Source organism: Carboxylicivirga fragile (assembly GCF_050589805.1).
In the GTDB taxonomy this organism is placed as follows: Bacteria; Bacteroidota; Bacteroidia; order Bacteroidales; family Marinilabiliaceae; genus Carboxylicivirga; species Carboxylicivirga fragile.
This window is the reverse complement of the sequence record NZ_JBNGOY010000069.1, coordinates 1-23091: the sequence shown is the minus strand read 5'-3', so window position 1 is coordinate 23091 and position 23091 is coordinate 1. Positions and strand designations below refer to the sequence as shown.

General features: G+C 37.3%; 18 protein-coding genes. 14 read left to right on the top strand and 4 right to left on the bottom strand.

Going from position 1 to position 23091, the window contains the following annotated elements; all coding sequences use genetic code 11:
• Positions 1–449: 449 nt before the first annotated feature.
• Positions 450–1151, top strand: a complete 702-nt coding sequence (locus ACRD7B_RS21135) for a cytidylate kinase-like family protein (RefSeq protein ID WP_430826654.1) — start codon at positions 450–452, stop codon at positions 1149–1151.
• On the opposite strand, the gene ACRD7B_RS21130 is transcribed toward ACRD7B_RS21135, so the two are convergent.
• Together ACRD7B_RS21130 and ACRD7B_RS21125 are read right to left on the bottom strand one after the other, a co-directional pair.
• Positions 1146–2003 (bottom strand): fructosamine kinase family protein, encoded by an 858-nt coding sequence (locus tag ACRD7B_RS21130; protein WP_430826653.1) that lies wholly within the window; start codon positions 2001–2003, stop codon positions 1146–1148. The two genes, ACRD7B_RS21135 and ACRD7B_RS21130, sit on opposite strands and share 6 nt — an antisense overlap.
• Positions 1996–2472, bottom strand: coding sequence for a low molecular weight protein-tyrosine-phosphatase (locus tag ACRD7B_RS21125; RefSeq protein ID WP_430826652.1), 477 nt, complete (start codon positions 2470–2472; stop codon positions 1996–1998). Before ACRD7B_RS21125 ends, ACRD7B_RS21130 begins: the two co-directional genes overlap by 8 nt.
• Before the next feature lie 210 nt (positions 2473–2682).
• Between ACRD7B_RS21125 and ACRD7B_RS21120 the strand changes: the two genes are divergently transcribed.
• From ACRD7B_RS21120 to ACRD7B_RS21100, 5 genes are all read left to right on the top strand, one after another.
• On the top strand, positions 2683–3846 hold the full coding sequence (locus ACRD7B_RS21120; RefSeq protein ID WP_430826651.1) for an alkaline phosphatase: 1164 nt from the start codon (positions 2683–2685) through the stop codon (positions 3844–3846).
• A 150-nt stretch (positions 3847–3996) separates the two neighbouring features.
• Positions 3997–5664 carry a uridine kinase family protein gene (locus tag ACRD7B_RS21115; protein WP_430826650.1) on the top strand — a complete coding sequence of 556 codons (1668 nt, stop codon included), beginning with the start codon at positions 3997–3999 and terminating at the stop codon, positions 5662–5664.
• 72 nt (positions 5665–5736) lie between these two features.
• Complete coding sequence (locus tag ACRD7B_RS21110; RefSeq protein ID WP_430826649.1) at positions 5737–6468, top strand: polyprenol monophosphomannose synthase; 732 nt, start codon at positions 5737–5739, stop codon at positions 6466–6468.
• A gap of 53 nt (positions 6469–6521) precedes the next feature.
• A complete protein-coding gene (locus tag ACRD7B_RS21105; RefSeq protein WP_430826648.1) occupies positions 6522–7859 on the top strand; it encodes a dihydroorotase in 1338 nt (445 codons plus the stop codon).
• Between the two features lie 32 nt (positions 7860–7891).
• Positions 7892–8401, top strand: a complete 510-nt coding sequence (locus ACRD7B_RS21100; RefSeq protein ID WP_430826647.1) for a hypothetical protein — start codon at positions 7892–7894, stop codon at positions 8399–8401.
• A 27-nt stretch (positions 8402–8428) separates the two neighbouring features.
• Here the strand turns inward: ACRD7B_RS21100 and ACRD7B_RS21095 are convergent, their stop codons facing one another.
• Positions 8429–9700, bottom strand: coding sequence for an aspartate kinase (locus tag ACRD7B_RS21095; RefSeq protein WP_430826646.1), 1272 nt, complete (start codon positions 9698–9700; stop codon positions 8429–8431).
• 118 nt (positions 9701–9818) lie between these two features.
• Here ACRD7B_RS21095 and ACRD7B_RS21090 point away from each other — a divergent pair, with 118 nt between their 5' ends.
• Positions 9819–10766, top strand: coding sequence for a CAP domain-containing protein (locus tag ACRD7B_RS21090; RefSeq protein WP_430826645.1), 948 nt, complete (start codon positions 9819–9821; stop codon positions 10764–10766).
• Positions 10767–10796: 30 nt separating this feature from the next.
• A complete protein-coding gene (gene mfd, locus ACRD7B_RS21085; RefSeq protein ID WP_430826644.1) occupies positions 10797–14162 on the top strand; it encodes a transcription-repair coupling factor in 3366 nt (1121 codons plus the stop codon).
• A gap of 2 nt (positions 14163–14164) precedes the next feature.
• On the opposite strand, the gene ACRD7B_RS21080 is transcribed toward mfd, so the two are convergent.
• Complete coding sequence (locus tag ACRD7B_RS21080) at positions 14165–15199, bottom strand: response regulator (RefSeq protein ID WP_430826643.1); 1035 nt, start codon at positions 15197–15199, stop codon at positions 14165–14167.
• Between the two features lie 112 nt (positions 15200–15311).
• Between ACRD7B_RS21080 and ACRD7B_RS21075 the strand changes: the two genes are divergently transcribed.
• The 6 genes from ACRD7B_RS21075 (at position 15312) to ACRD7B_RS21050 (ending at position 22808) form a co-directional block, all read left to right on the top strand.
• Positions 15312–16040: a type III pantothenate kinase gene (locus ACRD7B_RS21075; protein WP_430826642.1), complete on the top strand. Its 729-nt coding sequence runs from the start codon at positions 15312–15314 to the stop codon at positions 16038–16040.
• Entirely contained in the window at positions 16030–17352 is a 1323-nt protein-coding gene (gene bamG / locus ACRD7B_RS21070) for a BamG family beta-barrel-assembly machinery protein (protein WP_430826641.1), read from the top strand. Before ACRD7B_RS21075 ends, bamG begins: the two co-directional genes overlap by 11 nt.
• A gap of 23 nt (positions 17353–17375) precedes the next feature.
• On the top strand, positions 17376–18728 hold the full coding sequence (locus ACRD7B_RS21065; RefSeq protein WP_430826640.1) for a tetratricopeptide repeat protein: 1353 nt from the start codon (positions 17376–17378) through the stop codon (positions 18726–18728).
• A gap of 3 nt (positions 18729–18731) precedes the next feature.
• On the top strand, positions 18732–19310 hold the full coding sequence (lptC, locus tag ACRD7B_RS21060; RefSeq protein WP_430826639.1) for an LPS export ABC transporter periplasmic protein LptC: 579 nt from the start codon (positions 18732–18734) through the stop codon (positions 19308–19310).
• A 56-nt stretch (positions 19311–19366) separates the two neighbouring features.
• The gene (locus tag ACRD7B_RS21055) at positions 19367–20626 is read left to right on the top strand and encodes a hemolysin family protein (RefSeq protein ID WP_430826638.1); all 1260 of its coding nucleotides are present in this window, start codon (positions 19367–19369) and stop codon (positions 20624–20626) included.
• 121 nt (positions 20627–20747) lie between these two features.
• Entirely contained in the window at positions 20748–22808 is a 2061-nt protein-coding gene (locus ACRD7B_RS21050; protein ID WP_430826637.1) for a peptidylprolyl isomerase, read from the top strand.
• The last annotated feature ends 283 nt before the right edge of the window (positions 22809–23091 follow it).

The window sequence follows — 23091 nt, the reverse complement described above, 5'->3', positions numbered from 1 at the left end:
AATTTTAATGATATTTGATAGTAGATTTTTTTTCATAGATTTTGGATTTGGTTAACGAACTGATTTAAGAAAGGGACAGATTATTCAATCTGTCCCTTTCTCCTTTTATGGCCTTATATCAATTGTATTTTAAAATAAATGATAAACCATTTTGGTTTGTAATCGCCATCAGCCTTCACTTTAACATGAATTAACTTTGCTTGAGATTTGTTCACTAGAATAAACCCCATATTTGCACTGTAGATTTTTATTCATAGATTTGGATTTAGTTAACGAACTGATTTAAGGGTAAGGACAGGTTTTTCAATCTGTCCTTTTTTTATTTTATAAACGGTTCTGTTCTTCGAATTACACACATCACTTCTTATTTCTTATTTTCTTTTCATCATTTGTCAAAGTGTTTTGATTTTAGTATCTTATAGTCAATAAAACCTCAAATAAGAATAGCTATGGATAACCTATTTCTAAAATACATGAAAGAGCGTTCGGGGCAAAAGAAACAGCCTGATACGTCCGATACATTGCCAGGGCCAGTTATTACTATATCGCGCGAGTATGGCTGTCATGGTAAACGAATAGCTGAACGTTTAGCCGCCTTGCTTAATATGAAAGCTTCTAAGTTGGGAGTGGAAAAACAGTGGCGTTGGATTAGTAAAGAAATTCTTGAGCGCTCGGCCAAAGAGCTAAAGTTAACACCATCCTTACTAAAGGATTTAAGTGATAAAAAGCAAACGTCATTCTTCGAAAATTTAGCCTTGTTTTTCAGTGAGGCCTATTATCCTGGAGATGCGAAAATTAAAAATACCATTGCTAAATTTATTCACGAAGAGGCAGCCGAAGGTTGTGTTATTATTGTGGGAAGGGCTGGAGAGGCCATCACGAAGGATATAAAACAATCGTTTCATATCAAACTTGAAGCACCACTTGATTGGCGTGTAAAATCAGTTGTGGAGAATAGTGGGGTAAGTGCTGGGGAGGCTCGTAAAACATGCATAGAACAGGATAAACGACGTGAAAAGTTTCGTGATTATTTTGAGAAAGACAGGCCTGATGTAGATTTCTTTGATTTAAGAATCAATACTAAATCGATGAATGATGACGAGATTGTGGATTTATTATTGTCAGTTATTGATTCCAGAGGATTTCTATAGGTAGCTATTCATTAATTGTAAAGCTTGATGTTTGTATGAAGTGCCAAAAATATTGAGGTGATTCATTACATGGTATAGCAGGTAAATATTCTCTCGGTATTCATATCCGGGCTTTAAAGGATAACTTTCGTGATAGCTTTGGTAAAAATCAGGATGAAAGCCACCGAATAATTTCGTCATAGCTAAATCGGCCTCTCGATGGCCGTAATAGACAGCCGGGTCAATAAGAGCCGGCTTTCCTTTTTCATCAACCATATAGTTACCTCCCCAAAGATCACCATGCAAGAGAGATGGTGGCTCATTTTCCCATTCCAGGATGGAACTTATTTTAGCTTCCAACTTATTAAATGTGGAAGCGAAGACTGGATCGACATAGCCATTTTGTTCGCAAAGGCGAAATTGGTAAAGCAAACGCTTGTTAAAGTAGAATTGCGGCCAGTCAGTGCAAGTGTTGGAAGCGCACGTATTAATTTGAGGAGTAGAACCAATGTAGTTATCCTCATAAAATCCGAATTGTGGGCCACGGTAACGATGTAGCTTTGCTAATAGTTCTCCAAAGTCTCTGAAAAAATCACTCGTTTTTACCCCGCTTGAAATCTTTTCCAGCAACAAGTAATCCGAATCAACACTGATGACTTTTGGTGTTCGAAGGGCGCCGCATTTTTCTAATTCAATTAAACCATTGGCCTCTTTTCGAAATAAGTCATTATTAAATCCCTGTTTCAAAAAGTACTCATTGCCATCATTCGCAACTATTATTTGCGATTGCGCAATGCATCCACCGCCAACTGAATTTTGATTAACAACAGTGGCATTAATAACTGATTCTATCCTCGAAACGATATCAGCCATTTTGGATGTGCTTTAGCAAGCCCTCGCATGCATCTTCCAAAATATCCAGTACCAACTCAAAACCAGCCGCGCCTCCATAATATGGGTCGGGAACTGCATTCTCAGAATGTACACTGCAAAAATCTGTCATCTTATAGATTTTAGCCAAATCACTTTCGTTGCGAGTAAGGTTTTCAAGATCCATAATATTTTGAGAATCCATGCCTATTACATAGTCAAAATGGTCGAAATCGGCAGGAGCATCAACTTTACGACTAATGCTTGTCAATTGATAATTGCGTTTGATGGCATGTTTTTGCATGCGCTCATCCGCATTGTCTCCGGCATGATACCCGGTTATGCCAGCCGAATCAATCTCAAATTGCTTGCTTAATCCGGCCTCGTTTATCAATGCCTTCATTACCGCCTCTGCACTTGGGCTTCTGCAAATGTTACCAAGACATACGAACAGAATCTTTGTTTTATCCATTTTTATATTTTTTGAGCTTTAAATATAATTCTTTTTTCTGCTATTGTAACTGAGTTAAACAAAGGTGTGAAAGCTTTTGTTATCCTTAAAAAAAAGGACTTAATTCGTAGTTCATTAAGTTTAAAGATTGACTTAATGTTTGTGCTATTTTGACTAATTTAAAGGGTTTTCCAGTATTGGTCATATTATTATCGTAGAAAAAATATTCGCATGAAAACGTTTGTTTGTAGTTTGTTATGTCTTTTGTTTGTAGGTGGTTTAAATGCCCAGGAAGATTATAAAGACAAGAATCAGAAATTTGAATACACCATTGAAAAGAAGCATCAAGTTGTTCAATTTGATCCGGATGCCTTACGATTTAAAAAGCGACCAAAGAACATCATTTTATTTATTGGTGATGGAATGGGAGTAGCACAGGTTTTTTCGGGCATGACTGTTAACGGCGAGTTGAACATGCAAAATATGAGTCATGTTGGTTTTAATAAAACCCAAAGTGCAGATAATTATGTGACGGATTCTGCTGCAGGAGGTACGGCTATATCAACAGGAACCAGAACGTATAATGGAGCCATTGGTGTTGATGTAAACGGAAAACCACTAACGACAATATTAGAATATGCTGAGCGTAATAACAAAGCTACAGGTTTGGTTTCGACCTCGGCAATCACACATGCTACGCCAGCATCTTTTATTGCTCATCAACCAAAGCGAATGATGTATGAGGAGATAGCTGGTGATTTTATGAATACCGATATTGATGTGTTTATTGGTGGTGGTGCTGATTTTTTTACCAAACGTGTTGATGGACGTAATTTGGTTACTGAATTAAGTGATAAAGGTTATAGAGTTGGCTATTCTTTGGAAGAGGTAGAAGCTGTAAAATCAGGTCAGCTGGCCGTATTAACTGCTGTAGGGCATAATGCTGGCTATCGCGATAGGGGAGAGATGTTGGTGAAATCAACTGAAAAGGCCATAGAGGTTTTGAGCAATGCCGATTCAAAAGGTTTCTTTCTAATGGTTGAAGGAAGTCAGATTGATTGGGGTGGGCATCAAAACGATGCTTCGTATGTGACTGGCGAAGTGTTGGATATGGATAAAGCCCTGGGTGAAGCTATGAAGTTTGCCATTGAAGATAGAAATACGCTAATAATTGTTACAGCCGACCATGAAACAGGAGGTATGACAGTTGAAAATGGAGATCCGACTAAAGGTAAGGTATCAACCGGTTTTACTACAGGAAATCATACTGCTGTAATGGTGCCTGTTTTTGCATTTGGACCAGGAGCCGAAGCTTTTAGTGGCGTATATGATAATACCGAGATTTTTGAAAAAATGTATAAGCTGTTTCGTTTTAAGGAAAAAGACCGTGATTAAGGTGATGAAATTGCAGATCAAATAAAGAATAAAATAGACCTTTAGCGAGGTCTATTTTTTATTTTAACAAAGATTAAGGGAATAAATTATCGTTTTTATATCGGCACTTCAAAGATTCCACTTAAATTTATTAGCTAAAACCTTAACAAAATGAACAGAACTGTACATATAAAGTGTCTTAACAATAATACGAGTAAATGTTATCCATTGGGAACTTCTTTGAAAGATGTTGCCGAGGACATGCAGATTCAACTAGCAAATCCTATTATCGGAGCTTTTTCTAACAATCGCCTGAAGGATTTGTCATTCGAATTGTACCATCCGCAGAATATCCGATTTATCGACCTCACGGAACCAGATGGTATGCGTATGTATATCCGTAGTTTATCTTTTGTTCTGTCCAAAGCTGTATCTGAACTTTACCCAAAGGCGAAGTTGAGAATTGAGCATTCTGTTTCGAAAGGAACGTATTGTTCGCTTGAGAACGCAGGCGGAGAACTCAATATGGAAGATGTATTAGAGATAGGTAAACGAATGCGTGAAATAGTAAGCGCAAATCTACCATTTGTACAGCGCGAAGAAGAATCGGAAGAGGTTATTCAACGTTTGGAAGAGCAAAATCAGGAAGATAAGGTGACACTCATTAAGCACCGCGGAGAAGTATATACAAGTTATTACAAGCTGGATGGATACTTGGGTATGTATTATGGCTATCTGGTGCCTTCCACTGGTTATTTGCAGGTGTTCGATCTTATAAAGTATTACAACGGTATGTTGTTGCAAATTCCGAAACGATCAAATCCGAAGGAGTTGGAGGATATTGTGGTTCAGAATAAGATGTTCGATATTTTTCAGGAGTTTTCGGAATGGAATCGTGTTTTAAATGTTCAGAATCTGGGTGATGTTAATGCGGCTTGTTCCAGTGGTGAGGCTGAAACGCTAATTAAAGTATCGGAAGCCCTTCACGAGAAAAAGATTGGACACATCGCTGATTTGATAAGTGAGCGTAAAAAAGAGGTGAAGCTGGTATTAATTAGTGGACCTTCTTCAAGTGGAAAAACAACCTTTGGGAAACGACTTGCTATCCAATTAATGGTTGCAGGAATGAATCCTTTGAATCTTTCCTTGGATAATTACTTTGTGAATCGCGAAGAGACACCTTTGGATGAGAATGGCGAATATGATTTTGAAGCCTTGGATGCGCTTGATGTGGAGTTGTTCAATCAGCAGTTAGTGGACTTGTTGGCGGGTAAAGAAGTTGAAATTCCTAAGTTCTCATTCGAGACCGGGCAGCGTTTTTACGATGGCGATAAGTTGCAGATGAATGAGGAGAATATATTGATAGTTGAAGGTATTCATGGCTTAAATCCACAGTTAACGCACCTAATTCCAAATGAATCAAAATTCAAAATATACGTATCGGCTTTGACATCAATAAATATTGATAATCAAAACCTGATTCATACAACCGACAATCGTTTAATCCGACGCATTGTACGTGACTATAAATATCGAAACTATTCGGCTCAGGATACTATTTCGCGTTGGCAAAGTGTTCGACGAGGTGAAGAGAAGCACATCTTTCCATTTCAAGAGGAGGCGGATGTAATGTTTAATACGGCATTGTTATATGAGTTGTCGGTATTAAAGCCATTGGCCGAATCCATATTGTTGGAAGTGCAGCCCAATCAGCTTGAATATTCGGAAGCGTGTCGCTTGCTCAAGTTCTTCAGTTATTTTAAGGCCGTGCAGAGCAAGGAAATTCCACCTACATCCATTATTCGTGAGTTTGTTGGGGGCAGTAGCTTTAGTTATTAAGATGATAAATACCCAAATAACACAAGAGGTATTTGCCCAATCTTGTTAACTTTGGCCTTATAAGATTAAGAGATGATAAAGAACCTTGTAATAATTCCTACTTACAACGAAAAAGAAAATATTGAGGCCATTATTTCGGCTGTGTTTGAGTTACCGCTTTCATTTGAGGTATTAATTATTGATGATAATTCGCCCGATGGAACTGCATCGATTATTAAACGGATGCAAACCATCTATCCCGAAACGCTTCATATGATTGAGCGTGAAGGAAAGCTTGGTTTAGGAACAGCTTATATTACAGGTTTTAAGTGGGCCATTAAAAATGAGTATGATTACATTTTTGAGATGGATGCCGATTTCTCGCATAATCCCAATGATCTGATTAAATTATACGATGCCTGCGAAAAACAAAATGCTGACTTAGCCATTGGTTCAAGATATATATCAGGCGTGAATGTGGTTAATTGGCCAATGGGGCGTGTGTTGATGTCGTATTTTGCATCGGTTTATGTTCGTTTTGTTACGCGCATGAGAGTGATGGATACAACGGCAGGGTTTAAATGTTATCGCCGAAAAGTACTGGAAACCATTAAGCTTGATAAGATACGTTTGAAAGGTTATGCCTTTCAAATTGAAATGAAATTCACAACTTGGAAATATGGCTTTAATGTGGTGGAGGTGCCAATTATTTTTACCGATCGACAAGAAGGTAATTCTAAAATGAGCGGAGGAATATTTAATGAAGCTGTTTGGGGAGTTATTAAAATGAAGATTAGCAGTTTCTTTAAGAAGTATGAAGTTTGACTTTAGTTCGTACTCTTACTAATTTTATCAAGTAATCATTTGAATCAAATTATATGTCGACTCTTTTAATAAAAGACGCAAATATCATTAACGAAGGCACGCAACAAGTAGGAAGTGTGTTGATTGAGAACGATACCATTAAGCAGCTTATCTTTGATGGTTCATGCCCTGAAGCTGATAAAGTGATTGATGCAAAAGGTTTAATGTTGGTGCCCGGAGCCATAGATGATCAGGTGCACTTTAGAGAACCTGGCTTAACACAAAAGGCAAATATTGAATCGGAATCGCGTGCTGCTGTGGCAGGCGGTATTACTTCGTTCATGGAGATGCCAAATACCAAACCTCAGGCAACAACACATGAGGTGTTAGAAGAGAAATATAAGATTGCTGCGCAGAAATCGGCCGCTAATTATTCCTTTTACATAGGTGCAACCAATGATAATGTTGAGGAGTTATTAAAGACTGATCCTAAAACAGTATGTGGAATTAAGATTTTCATGGGTTCTTCAACGGGTAATATGTTGGTAGACAATGAAGCTGTATTGGACAAGATATTTGCTGAAAGCAAGGTGTTGATTGCAACGCATTGCGAAGATGAAGATACCATTAAGAAAAACACGGATATTTACCGTGAGCAGTTTGGTGACGATATGCCATTTAAATACCATCCTGTTATTCGTTCTGCCGAGGCGTGTTATAAGTCGTCAAAGAAAGCGGCAGGATTAGCACGTAGGCATAATGCTCGATTACACATTTTGCATTTAACTACAGCCAAGGAATTGGAGTTGCTTGATTTTGGTATGCCACTCAAAAAGAAGCGTGTGACTGGAGAAGTGTGTGTGCACCATCTATGGTTTTCAGATAAGGATTATAACGAGTATGGATCTAAAATTAAATGGAACCCTGCGGTTAAATCCGAAGCTGATCGTGATGCTTTGCGCTTAGGCTTAAAAGAAGGCAGGTTGGATGTAGTAGCTACTGATCACGCGCCTCATACCAAAGAAGAAAAAGCCAATAAATATTTTCAAGCACCATCGGGAGGGCCATTGGTTCAACATGCTATGGTGGCTATGTTGGAAATGGTGAAGCAGGGTATATTTACCTATGAATTAGTTGTGGAAAAGATGTGCCATGCGCCTGCTGACCTGTATCAGATAGACAAACGTGGTTACATTAAGGAGGGTTATAAGGCCGATTTGGTTTTAGTAGCTGATGATAAGCAATGGGAAGTTAAAGAAGAAAATGTGCTATACAAGTGCGGGTGGTCACCTTTTGAAGGGACTAAGTTTTCGCATGCCATTTCCCATACCTTTGTGAATGGCCAGTTAGTATATGCCGATGGAAAAGTCGATGAAAATATTAGAGGAGAGCGTTTAAGTTTTGATAGATAAAAATCAAGCTCTTGCAAATTATAGATATGAGAATGAAACTTAATAAAGCTAAGCACATTGTAATTATTACAATGTGCTTTTTTGTTTTTTGTACATCCTGTACTCAAAAGTCAAATACCAATTCTAGTGTAATTGAAGAAAACATCTTGTCGGGTGAGTTATTAGCCGATACAATTATTTATTCGGTGGTTATAAAAAATCGTGATTCGTTGGATCAATGGGCTGAGAAAAGCTTGAGTAAGCTAAACCGAAAGCGAATGGTCGATCAAATATTTGAATCGGTTTATGAGCATCAAGCTGAGGCTTATGATTATGTCACCGAGGCGCCAATGTCGGTTTCTGATGTGAAGGCCATTGAAGATAAAGAAGACTTTTCGCGCGATAAAGTGGCTAAGTTGCAATTCTGGGAAGCGTGGTACTACGATGAAGAGCAAGTTGTAATGAGCAAAAAAGTATTATCAGTTTTAGTGGCCTACGAGGCAACTACCGATGATGGTGATTTATTAGGTTACAAGGCTGCTTTTTACATTAAAACAAAGTAAGAACAAGTGTAGAAGTATAGTTAACTTCTACACTTTATTAAAGTTCCATTCTGATTTCTTAACTACATATCGTGCTGTTTTTCGACTGACTTGCGAATCCACAACTTCTTTATTAGAAATGATTTCATTAATGGCTGCATTGGTATAGTGTCGAATGGTTACTAACTCCATGTCTTCATTGTAGCGAATGTCAAAGTCGCTGCTTAGTTCCTCAATTACTTTGCCGATGTTTTTGTGATGATCCACACATATTGAGAAGTTCAAGGCTGAACTTTGCATAAGGTTAATCTTTACCTGATGTTTTGAAACCACCTGAAAAATATCACTCAGGTTTTGTTCCAGAATGAAAGAAAAGTCCTTTGGAGAAATACTTAAAAGTGTCTGGTCTTTTTTAAGTACAAATATGGGGTCTAATTTTTGAGCTTGCTCCGTTGCGTTAATTACTGTTCCATCTTCATCGGGTTTGATGAACGATTTTACCAATAAGGGTATTTGCTTATTTTGTAGTGGTTTAATGGTTTTTGGATGAATGACCTGCGCCCCGTAATAAGTTAATTCAATGGCTTCCCAATACGATAATTCATCAATCTTATGAGCCTTCGTGTACCACCTTGGATCGGCATTAAGCACGCCCGGCACATCTTTCCAAATGGATAGGTTATTTGCATCAAGGGCATATGCGATGATAGCACCTGTGTAATCAGATCCTTCGCGGCCAAGAGTGGTTGTTAAGTTGTTTTCATTAGAGCCAATAAAGCCTTGGGTGATAAAGCGCTGATTGTTATTTGTGGAAAACCTAGCGCACATCATTTTTTGAGTTAATTCCCAATTAACGCCAGCATTTCTATAGTTGTCATCGGTTCTTAATACTTTGCGAATATCAACCCACTCATTATTTATTTCTACCGAATTAAGATAAGTACTAACAATGTGTGTGCTTAACAATTCGCCAAAAGGTACGATTTGATCATACTCAAAATCGTAATTTAAAGAAGCTTCTGATTGTAGTTTGTCTTCTAGCTTTTTTAATAAGGAATCAACAATGTTAGTTTGATCTGTATCAAAAAGTTCTTTTACAAGATTGTGGTGGTAGGCTTTGATCTTGTTATAGTTGTCATTAATTTCATTTTGCTTAGCATCAAAATAGGACTTTACTAAGTGCTCAAAGGCGTTAGTCATTTTACCCATGGCTGATATTACGATCACCATTGGTTCTGAAAAACGTTGTATAATTGTAGCTATGTTTTTAACACCATCAGCATCTTTAACCGATGCTCCACCAAATTTTAATATTCTCATAGCTTAAAAATACATTTCATTTTATAATTTCAGAAAGTTTTAGCCAATATTTAGTTCGAGGAAGCTATAAGCAATCTGAAATACTCAACTAAATGGCTGTTCAATATGTTTTTAAGATATGATGTATTTAAGAAAGCTATGTGTTTTAATTGCCCTATTATTGCTGACAAGTTTGAGTTTTGGTCAAACAGAATTGTTTTCAACTTATAAGCAGTTGAATGATGAAGAAACGCGCCTGCCCCAATTTAAAGATAGTGATGAGCTATTAAAACTTAAGTTGGCGCAAGTTGATAACATTAATCGATCTAGAAGGAAATATCGTGTTCAAACCGTAAGGTTGGATATTCTTGCTTCGCGTGTGGCTAATAGGATGGCTCATGAAGCTGCTTTAAATAAGTACATGGGGCATTGGAATATGGCTGGTGAGAAGCCGTATATTCGTTTTGCTAATGATGGAGGTGTTCATCACATGGTTGAGAATGCATCCTCCATTTCATCGGAAGGGCAATTGCCAATGGAGCCAAATAATATTAGTGCATATATGCAGGAGTGTCACTTGGCATTTATGGCTGAGCGTAAACCCAATGATGGGCATAAACAAAATTGCATCGATCCCTTTCATACGCATGTAGGTATAGGTGTGGCATGGGATGGTGGTGAGTTCCGTTATTATGAAAACTTTTTGGATGTCTATTTGAATTTTGGACATATAAAGCAAGAAACTTATGTAGGTGACGAAATTAAATTATCCTTTAAAATGGATACAGATAATTATCACCTGTATTCCATTGTTGTTTATTCCGAAGAATTTCCAAGGCCAATGTCGCCCCGAAAGATTAGTCGCCTTCATTCATATTCTGATTATACCGAAACTACTTTTTTGCAATTAGCTCCTTGGGAATTACCTCAAAAGGATTCGGATGGTTTTTATCATTTAAATTTTCGACCAGAAAAGAAAGGGTATTATTACTGTCAGATATTTTTGAGCAAGAAGCCATATAAAAATGGAACCGCAAGTACTAAAGGAAAACTACAAGCTTCTGGCCTAGTATTCAAAGTTAATTAAATACTTTATTTTTGTGAAAAATATTCAAGAGTGGAGCTAAATCAGATATTGGCCTTTTATAAAGGTGATGAGCGAATAGAGTTGATTCGAGAAAGCATAAAGACGACTTCGACTAAATTGTATTTAAATGGATTAGTTGGTAGTTCAAAGGCTGTTATAATGGCCAGTTTAATCGATCAAGGGCCTCATTTGGTGGTTATGAATGATCGCGAAGAAGCGGCCTATCTGTATAATGATTTAGCCCAACTTAGTTCAGCTACTAATGTGTCCTTTTTGCCATCTTCGTTTAAGCGATCGCCTGAATACGGACAAAAAGATAGCCAGAATGTACTGCTACGAACTGAGGCCTTGAGTCACTTGCATACCGGAGTAAAGGAGCTTTTTGTGCTTACCTACCCCGAAGCATTGATTGAGAAAGTTATTTCTGCCGAAGAGCTAAATAATAATCGCTTAGTGATTAATACTGGCGATAGTCTTGATATTTCGTTCATTACTGACGTGTTGATCGAGTATCATTTTCAAAGGGTTGATTTTGTTTTTGAACCCGGTCAGTATTCCGTGCGTGGAAGTATTATTGATGTTTATTCGTTTTCTGATGAAGATCCTTATCGAATCGATTTTTTTGGAGATGAGGTTGATAGTATTCGCAAATTCAATTTGGAAAATCAGCTTTCGAAGGAGAAATTGGAGCAGGTAATTATTGTTCCAAACCTGACGGAAAATCAAGAGTCTAGTCAGCTTTGTGCTTTGTCTGATTATTTGCCAGCCAATACCAAGGTATGGATGGATAATCCTGACTTTGTTTCGGAACGGATGAATGAAGTGAGTGCTAAGTTAAATTTGCTGGAAGTATCTGAAGAGGAAGAATTAGACGAGGAGAGCGAAAAAGATTACCTTCATGCCAACCAGGTTTGCAGTAGCGAAACCTTCATTGAAGGACTAAAGGATAGGGTGGAAATTCTATTCGGTAAAAAACATAGCTCAAAGTATACTGAGACAGTTAATTTTAGCTTTTCACCACAACCCGTATTTCACAAGAATTTTGACTTGCTGGAAAGTGATTTACAAGAAAAGTCTAAAGCGCAATTCGAATGTCATATCTTATCGGATAATACCAAGCAGTTCGAACGACTGCAAGCTATTTTTCACGATAGAGGTATTAAAGTTAAATATGTCGAAATCAACCATAGCTTGCATGAGGGTTTTGTTGATAACGATGCATCCCTTTGTTTTTATACCGATCACCAAATATTTGAGCGTTACCATAAGTTCTCGCTGCGAACAGAGAAAGCTAAAGCCGCGCAACAAGCAATTTCTTTAAAGGAATTAAATCGTCTTAATCCGGGTGATTATGTGGTGCACATCGATCATGGAGTAGGCCGTTTTGGAGGCTTGGTAACATCACAGGTAAATGGAAAGCCACAGGAGGCTATTCGTTTATTGTATCGTGATAACGATATTTTATTGGTGAATATCCATTCCTTACACCGTATTTCAAAATTCAAAGGAAAGGACGGTACGCCACCCAAAATCAATAAATTAGGAACGCCTGCCTGGCAAAAGCTAAAAGATAAGACTAAATCGAAGGTTAAGGATATTGCTCGCGAATTAATCGGTTTGTATGCTAAGCGTAAGGCTAATCCAGGCTTTGCATTTACGCCTGACTCATACCTGCAAACTGAATTAGAGGCTTCCTTTTTATATGAAGATACGCCTGATCAATACAAATCAACGGTAGCTATTAAAGGTGATATGGAATCGTCAACCCCTATGGATCGTTTGGTCTGTGGCGATGTTGGTTTTGGTAAAACTGAGTTAGCCATTAGAGCGGCTTTTAAAGCGGTTTCAGATAATAAGCAAGTTGCCATATTGGTTCCTACAACCATATTGGCATTGCAGCACTATCAAACTTTTAAGGAGCGCTTGAAAGAGTTTCCTGTATCGATAGATTATGTGAGCCGGCTACGAAAAGCAAAGGATACTAAGGCGGCCATTACTAAATTGAAGGAAGGGCAATTAGATATTCTAATCGGTACCCATCGCCTGATTGGAAAAGATGTTGCGTTTAAAGATTTGGGTTTACTGATAATAGATGAAGAGCAACGTTTTGGTGTTTCGGTAAAGGAGAAGTTGAAACACCTAAAGGTCAATGTTGATACGCTTACGCTCACGGCAACACCTATACCGCGTACCTTGCAATTTTCGTTGATGGGTGCGCGTGATCTATCTATCTTGAATACGGCACCACCGAACCGCCATCCCATCATTACAGAAGTTCATGTTTTGAATGAAGCTATTATTAAAGAGGCCATCTTATACGAGGTTGAACGCAATGGGCAGGTATTCTTTATTAATAATAGGGTTCAGAATATAATGGAGATTCAGGATATGTTGAATCGCTTGTTGCCCGATGTAAAAACTATTGTGGCTCATGGTCAGATGGAAGGGGCTAAGCTGGAAAAAATAATGCTTGACTTTATTTCTGGTGAATACGATGTGTTGATTGCAACAACCATTATTGAATCGGGGCTTGATATTCCCAATGCCAACACCATCATTATTAATAATGCACATCATTTTGGTTTGAGCGAGTTGCATCAGCTACGGGGGCGTGTTGGGCGTTCCAATAAAAAAGCATTCTGTTATTTAATGGCGCCGCCGTTGAGTACCTTAACTCAGGAGGCCAGACGTCGATTGAAGATTGTTGAAGAGTTTTCTGATTTAGGCAGTGGTTTTAATATCGCCATGCAAGATCTTGACATTCGTGGAGCGGGAGATTTATTGGGAGGTGAGCAAAGTGGTTTTATTTCAGATATTGGATACGAAACATATCAACGCATACTCAACGAGGCTTTGCTTGAATTAAAGGAGACTGAGTACAAGGATTTGTATAAAGAGGAACAAAAAGAGGCAGCGGAAGAAGCCATCTTTGTTAAAGACTGTATTGTAGAAACGGATACTGAATTGCGTTTGCCCGATAGTTATATTGAGAACATTGCAGAACGCATGCATCTTTATCGCGAGTTGGATAACATTGAAGAAGAAGAAGCGCTTCAGGCATTTGAATCTAACCTGATAGACCGCTTTGGAGCTATTCCAGAATCGGGACAACGCTTGCTGGAGATTGTGCGCATACGTAGGATGGCCAAGAAGATTGGTATTGAGAAAATCATCTTTAAGAATAACCTGGTGTATTTATACTTTGTGGCTAATCAAGAATCGCTGTTTTTTGAATCGCAGGTTTTTACAAAGATATTAGCCTGGATACAGAGCAATCCTAAGCAAGTGAAAATGAAAGAGGGGCGTAGTAAGCTCTATCTAATGATAGAGCAAGTAAATTCAGTACACGACGTTAAATCTATTTTTAATCAAATACTGGAATTTATTAAAGCGTAAAGTTACCTTGTTGGGTAGAAGAGAATTTCGTGAATAGTACCTGTTGAATCTTTAATGGCATGACCTTTAAATAAGGAAATGGTGTTGTCCATCGATTTAAGTGAGTACATTAGCTTCTTCTCGTCAACAGCGGTAAACACATTGTTAAGTTCAGTAATGGTTTTATCCATTATTTCAATGCCATTGAATATTTTACTATTACTGGCTTCCTTTATTTTCAAGTTTTCGTTGGTGATAAAATAGGGTAGACCAAACGAATCTATCATTGTTTTGTATGCAATGGAGGTTTTGTTGCTATACTCAAAATCAGCACACTCAATTAATGTTACTTGTAAGGACTTCATTTTGTTGAAAACTATTGATGAGCCTGACATTTTTACATTGAAAACCTGACCATGCACATCTTGCATGGCAATTTTCACATCCTGAAAGCCAAGGCCTTTTTCGCTAAACTTATTAAGTAGTTCTTCAACTGTTTTGTGATAATCAGGCTCAACAAAATTTAAATATGGAAGTGTGATGACATCCTCCATATAATGGGTTTTGTATAGATCAAGTGCCAGATGGTTAAGGTATTGTATTTTTCCTTCTTGAATAATCATTAGTGGCATTGGTGCATCGCTAATAAATTGGCGGTAACCTCGTTCACGCTCTCGTTGTTCCTGGTCTACTCTGTGTTTGTAGAAGGCTAAATCAATGCTAATACCAAGTTCTTTTTTGTTGACAGGTTTAACTAGATAACCATATGAATTGGATACAATGGCTCGCTTTATAACCTGACTACTAGTGTCAGACGAAACATAAATCACAGGGATGTCTAATTCGCATCGTAGTTGTTCGGCTGTTTGAATACCGTCAAGTTCTCCTTCCAGATGAATGTCCATTAGTACTACGTCCGGACGTAAGCGGTGGCATAAATCAATAGCTTCAGTACCATTGGCGCATCTACCTACTAACTCATGACCTAGTTCACGTAAGAACATGGTGAATATGGCGGAAATAAACTTATCGTCTTCTACAACTACAACTTTTCGCATAAACTAACTTAATGAATAAGAACCTTTAATCCCTTAATGGTTTTAATTACTATATTTGCGCGAAGTTCAAACCGATATAGTTTAAACTCGTTATAAATTAGTAATTTTTGAGGTGAATTTAGTTATTGACAGAGGAAATACACAGTGCAAATTAGGAATTTTTGACCAGTGCCAAATTACTGTTACCGATTCTACTAATTTTCTTGATGAAAGTAGTATTCAAGATCTCGTATCTCAATACGGTATAACGCGGGCGATTCTATCATCAGTAGTTAACGAAGATAATGACCTTTTGCTTACAAATTTAAGAAATCACATCCCTTTTGTTTTAGAGTTGAATCATTTATCAGCCTTACCTTTTTCATGGAATTATAAATCTAAAGAAAGCATCGGAAAGGACAGGTTGGCTGCTGTAGCAGGCGCCGTTGAACTATATCCACAAAAAGATGTATTGGTTTTTGATGCTGGTACTGCTTTAACGTATGAAGTAGTTGATGCAAAAAGTAATTTCAAAGGTGGGAATATATCTCCAGGCATGCATATGCGATTTAAGGCTTTAAATCAATATACAAGTCGTTTACCCTTGCTCGAGCCAAATGAGGATGTGCATTTTATCGGTGATTGTACAGAAACAGCTATTCAGGCAGGAGTTCAGAATAGTATGGTTTTGGAGATTGACGGTGTGATTCAGCATTTAAAGCAACAATATCTAAATCTAATATCAGTTATAACCGGAGGGGATGCAGAATTTTTTGCAAGGAAGTTAAAAAATCCCATCTTTGTAAGCTCGAATTTAGTACTTATAGGACTTAATAGAATTCTCGAATATAATGCACAATAAATATAGACTCTTTTCTGCGACTTTAATCATTGTCTTGGTTTCCTTTAGCGCAATTGCTCAAAAACGTACTTTCTCTCCATATTCAAGGTATGGCTTGGGTGAGATGCAAGATGGAGGATTTGGCCGTAATGCTGCGATGGGGCGTACAGGTATTGCCTTGAGTAATTCTACCAACCTTAACAATATGAACCCGGCCTCTTATCACGGTATGGATTCATTGTCCTTCTTTTTTGAAGGGGGCTTAATCGGTTTTCAACAGAAATTACAAACGGATGAGGCCACATCAGAAATGTCTGATATGAACTTTGCTTATTTTGCGGTAGGTTTTCCGGTTGCTAAATGGGGGTTTATGTCTGTTGGAGTGGAGCCAACCTCACTTGTGGGCTACGACTTTTATGATGATAATATACAATCCGACTCTAATCCCAATGGCTATCCTAGTTATGATGGAAAATACTCTACATTTACAACTTCAGGAGAAGGAAATACATCTAAAGCTTATGTTGGATTAGCTTTAAGTCCAGTTAAGAATTTATCAGTTGGAGCGCACTTTTCTTATATGTTTGGAAATATTCGTCATTCTTCATTGGTGCAATTCCCAAATGATGCAGTTGCTTCAAAACTGGGAACATCCATGCGTATCCAAATAAATGATATTTTCATGGATTTTGGTGCTCAATACAAATTGGACTTGAATGAAAAGCACAGCTTAACATTTGGTGGTATCTATAATCCCAAAACAGGTATTGGTGGTAAAGTAACTCGATTGGTTGCTGAAGGTAACACTTTGGAATCAGAAGGTAAGATGGTGATTGCTGTTGATACCTTACATTATGACGAAAATAAATTAACAGGTAACGCCTTTGAAATGCCAGAAAAGTATGGATTTGGGGTAGCTTATAATATTAAAGATGCATTAACTCTAACAGCTGATTATACTTTGGCAAAATGGAGCGAAGCTAAGTTTCCAGATGACAACACTACGACCGCAGACATGGAAAAATGGGCTTTTGGTGCTGAATTTATTCCAAATGAAAGAAGTGCTCGTTTCTATCCGGCACGTATACGATACCGCCTTGGTACCTATTACAAAAATGACTATTTAATCCTAAATGATCACCAATTGAAGGATTTTGGCATAAGTTTTGGAGTAGGTTTACCATTAAAGCGTTCAAAAACATCATTAAATGTTGCATTTGAATGGGGTCAAAGAGGAACGACAGATTATAAATTAGTTAAAGAAACCTATGGTAAAGTAACAGTCAATTTAACTTTACATGAAAATTGGTTCTTTAAACAGAAATTTGATTAGTAACAATGATAAACCGCAATACCATGCCAATGAAAATTACTACATTATTAATTGCAGGCTTACTGTTTAGTTCAGTAATGTTTGCTCAAAAGGGAGTTGAAGATGGGTCCAAGTATGGACATGGAGAAGATAGCATTAGATGCTTAGAGAACCTCTCTCTTTATTCTGAATACTACAAGCAGAACAACATTAAAGAAGCATATCCTTATTGGGAAATTGTTTTTAATGAGTGTCCTGCATCAAGTATGAACATTTATTCTCATGGAGAACGAATGGTACAAGCAATGTACAAAGGGACAAAAGATGCTGCCAAAAAAGATGAGCTTTACAGTCTTTTGATGAAGATTTATGACCAACGTATTAAATATTTTGGTACGCATAAGAAATATCCAACTGCTTACATTAATGGTAAGAAGGCCGTTTCGATGTTAACTTATAAGCGTGACGATACTGAGGTTATTAAAGAGGCGCATGCCTTATTAAAAGAATCTGTGGGTATACGTACTTCAAAAACTCAGTCAGCTGTATTGATGTCGTACATGATGAGTAGTGTTGCCATGTATAAGATGGATGCACTTAGTGGGGAAGATTTGGTAAATACCTACACTCAGGTAACCGACATTTTGGATGCTAAAAAGAAAACTAGTAAGAAACCAGAAGTAATTGATGAGCAGAAAAAGCAAGTTGAGAGTTTATTTGCTCAGAGTGGAGCAGCAAACTGTGAAGTGCTTTCTAATATTTTCGCACCTCAATTAGCTGATCACACACAAGATTTAGATTGGTTGAAACGTGTTAACCGCTTATTAGCAAGAGGTGATTGTACCGAGTCTGACTTGTTTTACAAGTCTTCTGAACACCTACATGTAATTGAGCCATCAGCATCTTCTGCTTTTGGATTAGCTCAAATGTACATGAAACGTAAGGAAATGGATAGGGCTGTCGGTTATTTCCAAGAGGCTATCACACTTGAAGAGGATGATGAAACTAAAGCTAAGTATCATCATTATATTGGTTTAATCTATATGTCTCAGGGTAAATTTGCTCAAGTACGTAGTGAGGCTAAAAAAGCAATTGCCTTACGTTCTGATTGGGGAGCACCTTATATTTTAATTGGAAAAGCCTATGCTTCGGCTGCTTCAAAATATGGCTCTAATGAGTTTGAGCATAAAACAGTATATTGGGCTGCAGTTGACCAGTTCAAAAAAGCTAAGTCAGTTGATGCAGAAATGGCTGCTGAAGCAAATGACTTAATTGTAATGTACTCGCAATATTTCCCGGGTACTGAAGAGATTTTCTTTAATACATTACAAGTTGGCGCTGCTTACAAGATTGAAGGTTGGATAAACGTTCAGACTACCGTAAGAGCTAAAAAATAAGCTTTGATACTTAATAGAAAAAATATCATTTCAAACATATTTTCAGCAAGCAGTTTTTTACTGCTTGCTGTTTATGTTTTTATAAGTTCGTGTACGTCAAATAAGCCGGAAGAAATCGAGGCCATTGGCGATCGTGAGGAATTACCTGCTTTAGTTTATAAAGATTTAGAATCTGTAATTACTGATTCGGGTCGGGTTAAGTATCGTTTGTTAACCCCTGATATGCTTCGTTACGCAAAAAAGGAAGCTCCATACATGGATTTTCCCAATGGCTTAAATGTGATTATGTATTTACCTGATGGCACTGTTGAAGCACAAATTAAATGTTCGAAGGCACTGTATCTCGAAAAGGAACAGCTTTGGGAATTGAATAACGATGTGGAAGCCGTTAACCAAAAAGATGAGGTTTTAAATACAGAACAACTCTTTTGGGATGTGAAGGAAGGAAAAATCTATAGTGAAAAGTTCGTGAAAATGACAAAAGCCACAGAAATCATTACAGGTACAGGTTTCGATTCGGATGAGTCCATGAAAAACTGGGAAGTACGTGATGTAAGTGGTATTATTGCGTTGGAGGAGTAGCGCTATATTTTAATAAGTTTTCCTATCTTTCCAATAAGAAACCGTTCGCAGAATACATGAACAACTTTACAGTAATTACTTTAACACTTCTTTTTTCAGCCTTTTTCTCAGGTTGTGAGATGGCTTTTTTTAGTTCCAATAAATTGCTGTTGGAGCTTAATAAGAAAAAATATCCTTTTCCTGCCCGAATCATTGATCGTTTTGTTCAGAACCCTGGGATTTTCTTATCCACTATTTTAATAGGCAACAATGTAGCGCTTGTAATATATGGCTTGCAAATGGCGCTTGTTATTGAGCCTTTTATCGTAAGTTATGTGCAATCAGAGACTGCGATTTTATTAATTCAAACGGTCATTTCAACCTTTATTATTCTACTTACTGCCGAGTTCTTACCCAAAACATTATTTCGAATTAATCCAACCTTCGTTTTAAATATTTTTGCACTACCATTATTGTTTTTTTATACCATTCTTTATCCATTTAGTCGTCTTACCATGTGGGTTTCGAATTTTGTGATTACGGTTTTGTTAAAAGCTAAAACGGCGCCCAAGCAAGGTCAGTGGATGTTGGGAAAGGTTGATTTGGATAACCTGCTAACCGAGCATCATGAGAAGACAGATAAGGAGGATGCGAGCAATGAGTTTAAGTTATTGAAGAATGCATTGGATTTTAGCAAACTTAAGATAAGAGAATGCATTGTTCCCAGGACAGAATTGCAGGCCATAGAGGTAAACGAAGAGATGGAGCCTTTGAATAAGCAATTCATCGAAACTGGTTTATCTAAAATATTGGTTTATAAAGAGAGTATCGATAATATTATTGGGTATGTGCATGTTTCTTCTTTGTTTAAGAAACCAAAGAAGTTGCGTAACTGTGTGAGTCCAATTTCCATTGTGCCAGAAACGATGACGGCCAATAAGGTATTGGAACTATTTACAAAAGAAAATAAGAGTATTGCACTGGTGGTTGATGAGTTTGGGGGGACTGCAGGTGTTGTTACGCTCGAAGATATTTTGGAAGAAATTTTTGGTGAGATTAATGATGAGCACGATGTAACCGAACACATCGATGAAGTGATTAACGAAACTACCTTCCGTTTTTCAGCCCGCTTAGAAATTGATTACCTAAACGAGAAATACGATTTTAATCTTCCGCAATCGGAAGATTATGAGACAATAGCCGGATTGATTCTTCTTCATAATAAATCAATTCCTACGGTTAATGAAGAGATAAATATTGAGTCATTTTGTTTCCGTATTCTGGAAGCGAGTAATGCACGCATCGAATTAGTTGAAGTAAGTGTGATTTCAGATTGATTCTAAACTAAACTTTATTTAATCAAAGCTTCTTGCAAGGAATGGTGTAAGGCATTTTTTTGTATATTCGTAACCTTAATAAAAAACGACAACAGTATAAAGTAATAATAAGTAATAGAGAATGGCAACATTAGAGAAAATAAGGAACAGAGCCGGTATCGTTATCTTTGTGATTGGTCTTGGTTTAGTGGCCTTTTTATTGGGAGATTTTTTGAACTCAGGAGGTTCAATGTTCAGAAGTCAAAATATGGTAATTGGTGAAATAGATGGAACATCAGTATCGTATCCTGAATATCAGCAATATTTAACAGAGTTAGAAGATTATTATAAGCTAAATTCACGTTCGTCTGCATTGGATGAGAATACATCTCAACAATTACGTGAGCAAGCCTGGAACCAAATGGTGCAGGATGTTATCATGAATGATAAATATGACGAACTGGGAGTTCAAGTAACAGCTGATGAGCTTTTAGAGTTGGCTACTGGTAAGAATGTTCACCCCCAGATTCGCCAGATGTTTACTAATCCACAGACAGGTCAATTTGATAAAGCTCAGGTAGTTAATTTTTTGCAGCAAAAGAAAGCTGATCCTCAAGCTGAGTTTTATTGGTTATTCTTGGAGAAACAAATAAAGAAGGAGCGTTTATTTACAAAATACCGTGAGTTAATTAAAAAGGGTATGTATGTAACAAATGCTCAAGCTAAGTCTGAAGCTGAAGCGAAGCAAGTAAAAGTTGATTTCGATTTTGTTGTTAAGCGTTATGCTACTGTTGCTGATTCAGCAATTACAATTAGCGACAGTGAGATTAAAGATTATTACAAAAAGAACATTGATAACTATAAGCAAGAAGCAATTCGTGATATCGAGTACGTTTCTTTTGTAGTTGAACCATCGGAAGATGATAAGAAGATGGCTCAGGAGAAAATTGACAGAGCATTGGTTGATTTCTCAAAACCTGAAATTGATGCGGTTCAGTTTGTAAAGCTTAATTCAGAAGCTGATCATATTGATCGTAATCTTAAGATTGAGCAAATTGCATCTAACCTTCAAGGTTTTATTGCAACGGCTGAAGTTAACGAAGTTTATGGTCCATATTTCGAAAATGATACCTACAAGTTAACGCGTTTAGTAGAAATCAATCAGATTCCTGATTCAGCTAAAGCACGTCACATTCTTGTTAAAGATCCAGCTTTGGCCGACAGCTTATATAACTTGGTTAAATCAGGTGCTGATTTTGCAGCTATCGCACGTACTAATTCCCAAGATCCTGGTTCAGCAGTGAACGGTGGTGACTTAGGTTGGTTTAAAGAAGGTGCTATGGTTGGTCCTTTTAACGATGCTTGTTTCGAAGGTAAAAAAGGTGATATCGTAAAAGTTGAAACTCAGTTCGGAACACACATTATCAATATTCAAGATAAAGGGCGTCCGGTAACAAAGTATAAGTTAGCAACCTTAGAGCAGAAGCTTAGCTACAGTACACGTACTAATCAGGATGTTTATGCTAAGGCGGCCAAATTTGCAGCCTTAAACGGAACAATTGAGAAATTCAATGCCAGCGTTAAAGAGGAAAACTTAATTAAGCGTTACGGTAGAAGCTTAAAGAAAAACGACCGCAGTGTTGGTAATCTTGAGCATTCACGTGAGTTAATTCGTTGGGCTTTCAAAGCCGATGTTAATGATATGTCTGAAATTTATGAATTTGGTGATGAGTATGTAATTGCTTATTTAACTGGAGCAAAAGAAGAAGGCAGTCAGTCAATCAACGTGGTGAGAGCAAGTATTGAGCGCGAATTACGTAATGAGAAAAAAGCTGAAATGATTATTGCCGAAATTAAAGGTAAGAATCAAAGTGATATGACGGCATTAGCTTCTTCACTTGAATCAGAGGTGCAATCGGCTACAGGAATTGATTTTGGTGCATTCCAGGTTCCAGGAGCTGGTGTAGAACCTGCATTAGTTGCTGCAGCTACTGCCACAGCTATGGGTGAAGTAAGTGCACCTGTTGCAGGTAACAATGGTGTTTATGTAGTGAAAGTAAATAATGTTGAGCAGGTTGAAACGAGTGAAGAAACTGAGAAAGCTCAATTGAAACAAAATGTTACTTTCAAAATTGACTACCAGGCAACTGAAGCAATTAAGAAACAAGCTACAATTGTAGATGATAGAAGTAAATTCTTCTAGAAAAAATATTTGATATTGAAAAAGCAGGACTGTTTTAATGGTCCTGCTTTTTTTTTTGAAAAGATTTTAAGGATCGCATCTAGACTAAAGTTATGTAAGTAAAGATGCGATCCTTAAGCTAAATCATGAAAGATTTTTTCTATTTTTGACCCACTATGTTGATTAGTGGTTAACTTAATAAAGACAGTGTAATACCGTTTACAAACCAAAACGATTGATAAAAAAATCAATCTGTGCTTTTGTATCGGCATTAACCATTGTAATTAGCAAAATGATTTATCAA

Bases quoted from the DNA above. Each gene is read 5' to 3' on its own strand.
- ACRD7B_RS21120 (WP_430826651.1), top strand. From the start codon at position 2,683: ATGAAAACGTTTGTTTGTAGTTTGTTATGTCTTTTGTTTGTAGGTGGT.
- ACRD7B_RS21100 (WP_430826647.1), top strand. From the start codon at position 7,892: ATGAAACTTAATAAAGCTAAGCACATTGTAATTATTACAATGTGCTTT.
- ACRD7B_RS21110 (WP_430826649.1), top strand. From the start codon at position 5,737: ATGATAAAGAACCTTGTAATAATTCCTACTTACAACGAAAAAGAAAAT.
- ACRD7B_RS21125 (WP_430826652.1), bottom strand. From the start codon at position 2,472: ATGGATAAAACAAAGATTCTGTTCGTATGTCTTGGTAACATTTGCAGA.
- ACRD7B_RS21055 (WP_430826638.1), top strand. From the start codon at position 19,367: ATGAACAACTTTACAGTAATTACTTTAACACTTCTTTTTTCAGCCTTT.
- ACRD7B_RS21065 (WP_430826640.1), top strand. From the start codon at position 17,376: ATGCCAATGAAAATTACTACATTATTAATTGCAGGCTTACTGTTTAGT.
- ACRD7B_RS21050 (WP_430826637.1), top strand. From the start codon at position 20,748: ATGGCAACATTAGAGAAAATAAGGAACAGAGCCGGTATCGTTATCTTT.
- ACRD7B_RS21080 (WP_430826643.1), bottom strand. From the start codon at position 15,199: ATGCGAAAAGTTGTAGTTGTAGAAGACGATAAGTTTATTTCCGCCATA.
- ACRD7B_RS21095 (WP_430826646.1), bottom strand. From the start codon at position 9,700: ATGAGAATATTAAAATTTGGTGGAGCATCGGTTAAAGATGCTGATGGT.
- ACRD7B_RS21135 (WP_430826654.1), top strand. From the start codon at position 450: ATGGATAACCTATTTCTAAAATACATGAAAGAGCGTTCGGGGCAAAAG.
- ACRD7B_RS21130 (WP_430826653.1), bottom strand. From the start codon at position 2,003: ATGGCTGATATCGTTTCGAGGATAGAATCAGTTATTAATGCCACTGTT.
- ACRD7B_RS21090 (WP_430826645.1), top strand. From the start codon at position 9,819: ATGATGTATTTAAGAAAGCTATGTGTTTTAATTGCCCTATTATTGCTG.
- bamG (WP_430826641.1), top strand. From the start codon at position 16,030: ATGCACAATAAATATAGACTCTTTTCTGCGACTTTAATCATTGTCTTG.
- ACRD7B_RS21115 (WP_430826650.1), top strand. From the start codon at position 3,997: ATGAACAGAACTGTACATATAAAGTGTCTTAACAATAATACGAGTAAA.
- ACRD7B_RS21105 (WP_430826648.1), top strand. From the start codon at position 6,522: ATGTCGACTCTTTTAATAAAAGACGCAAATATCATTAACGAAGGCACG.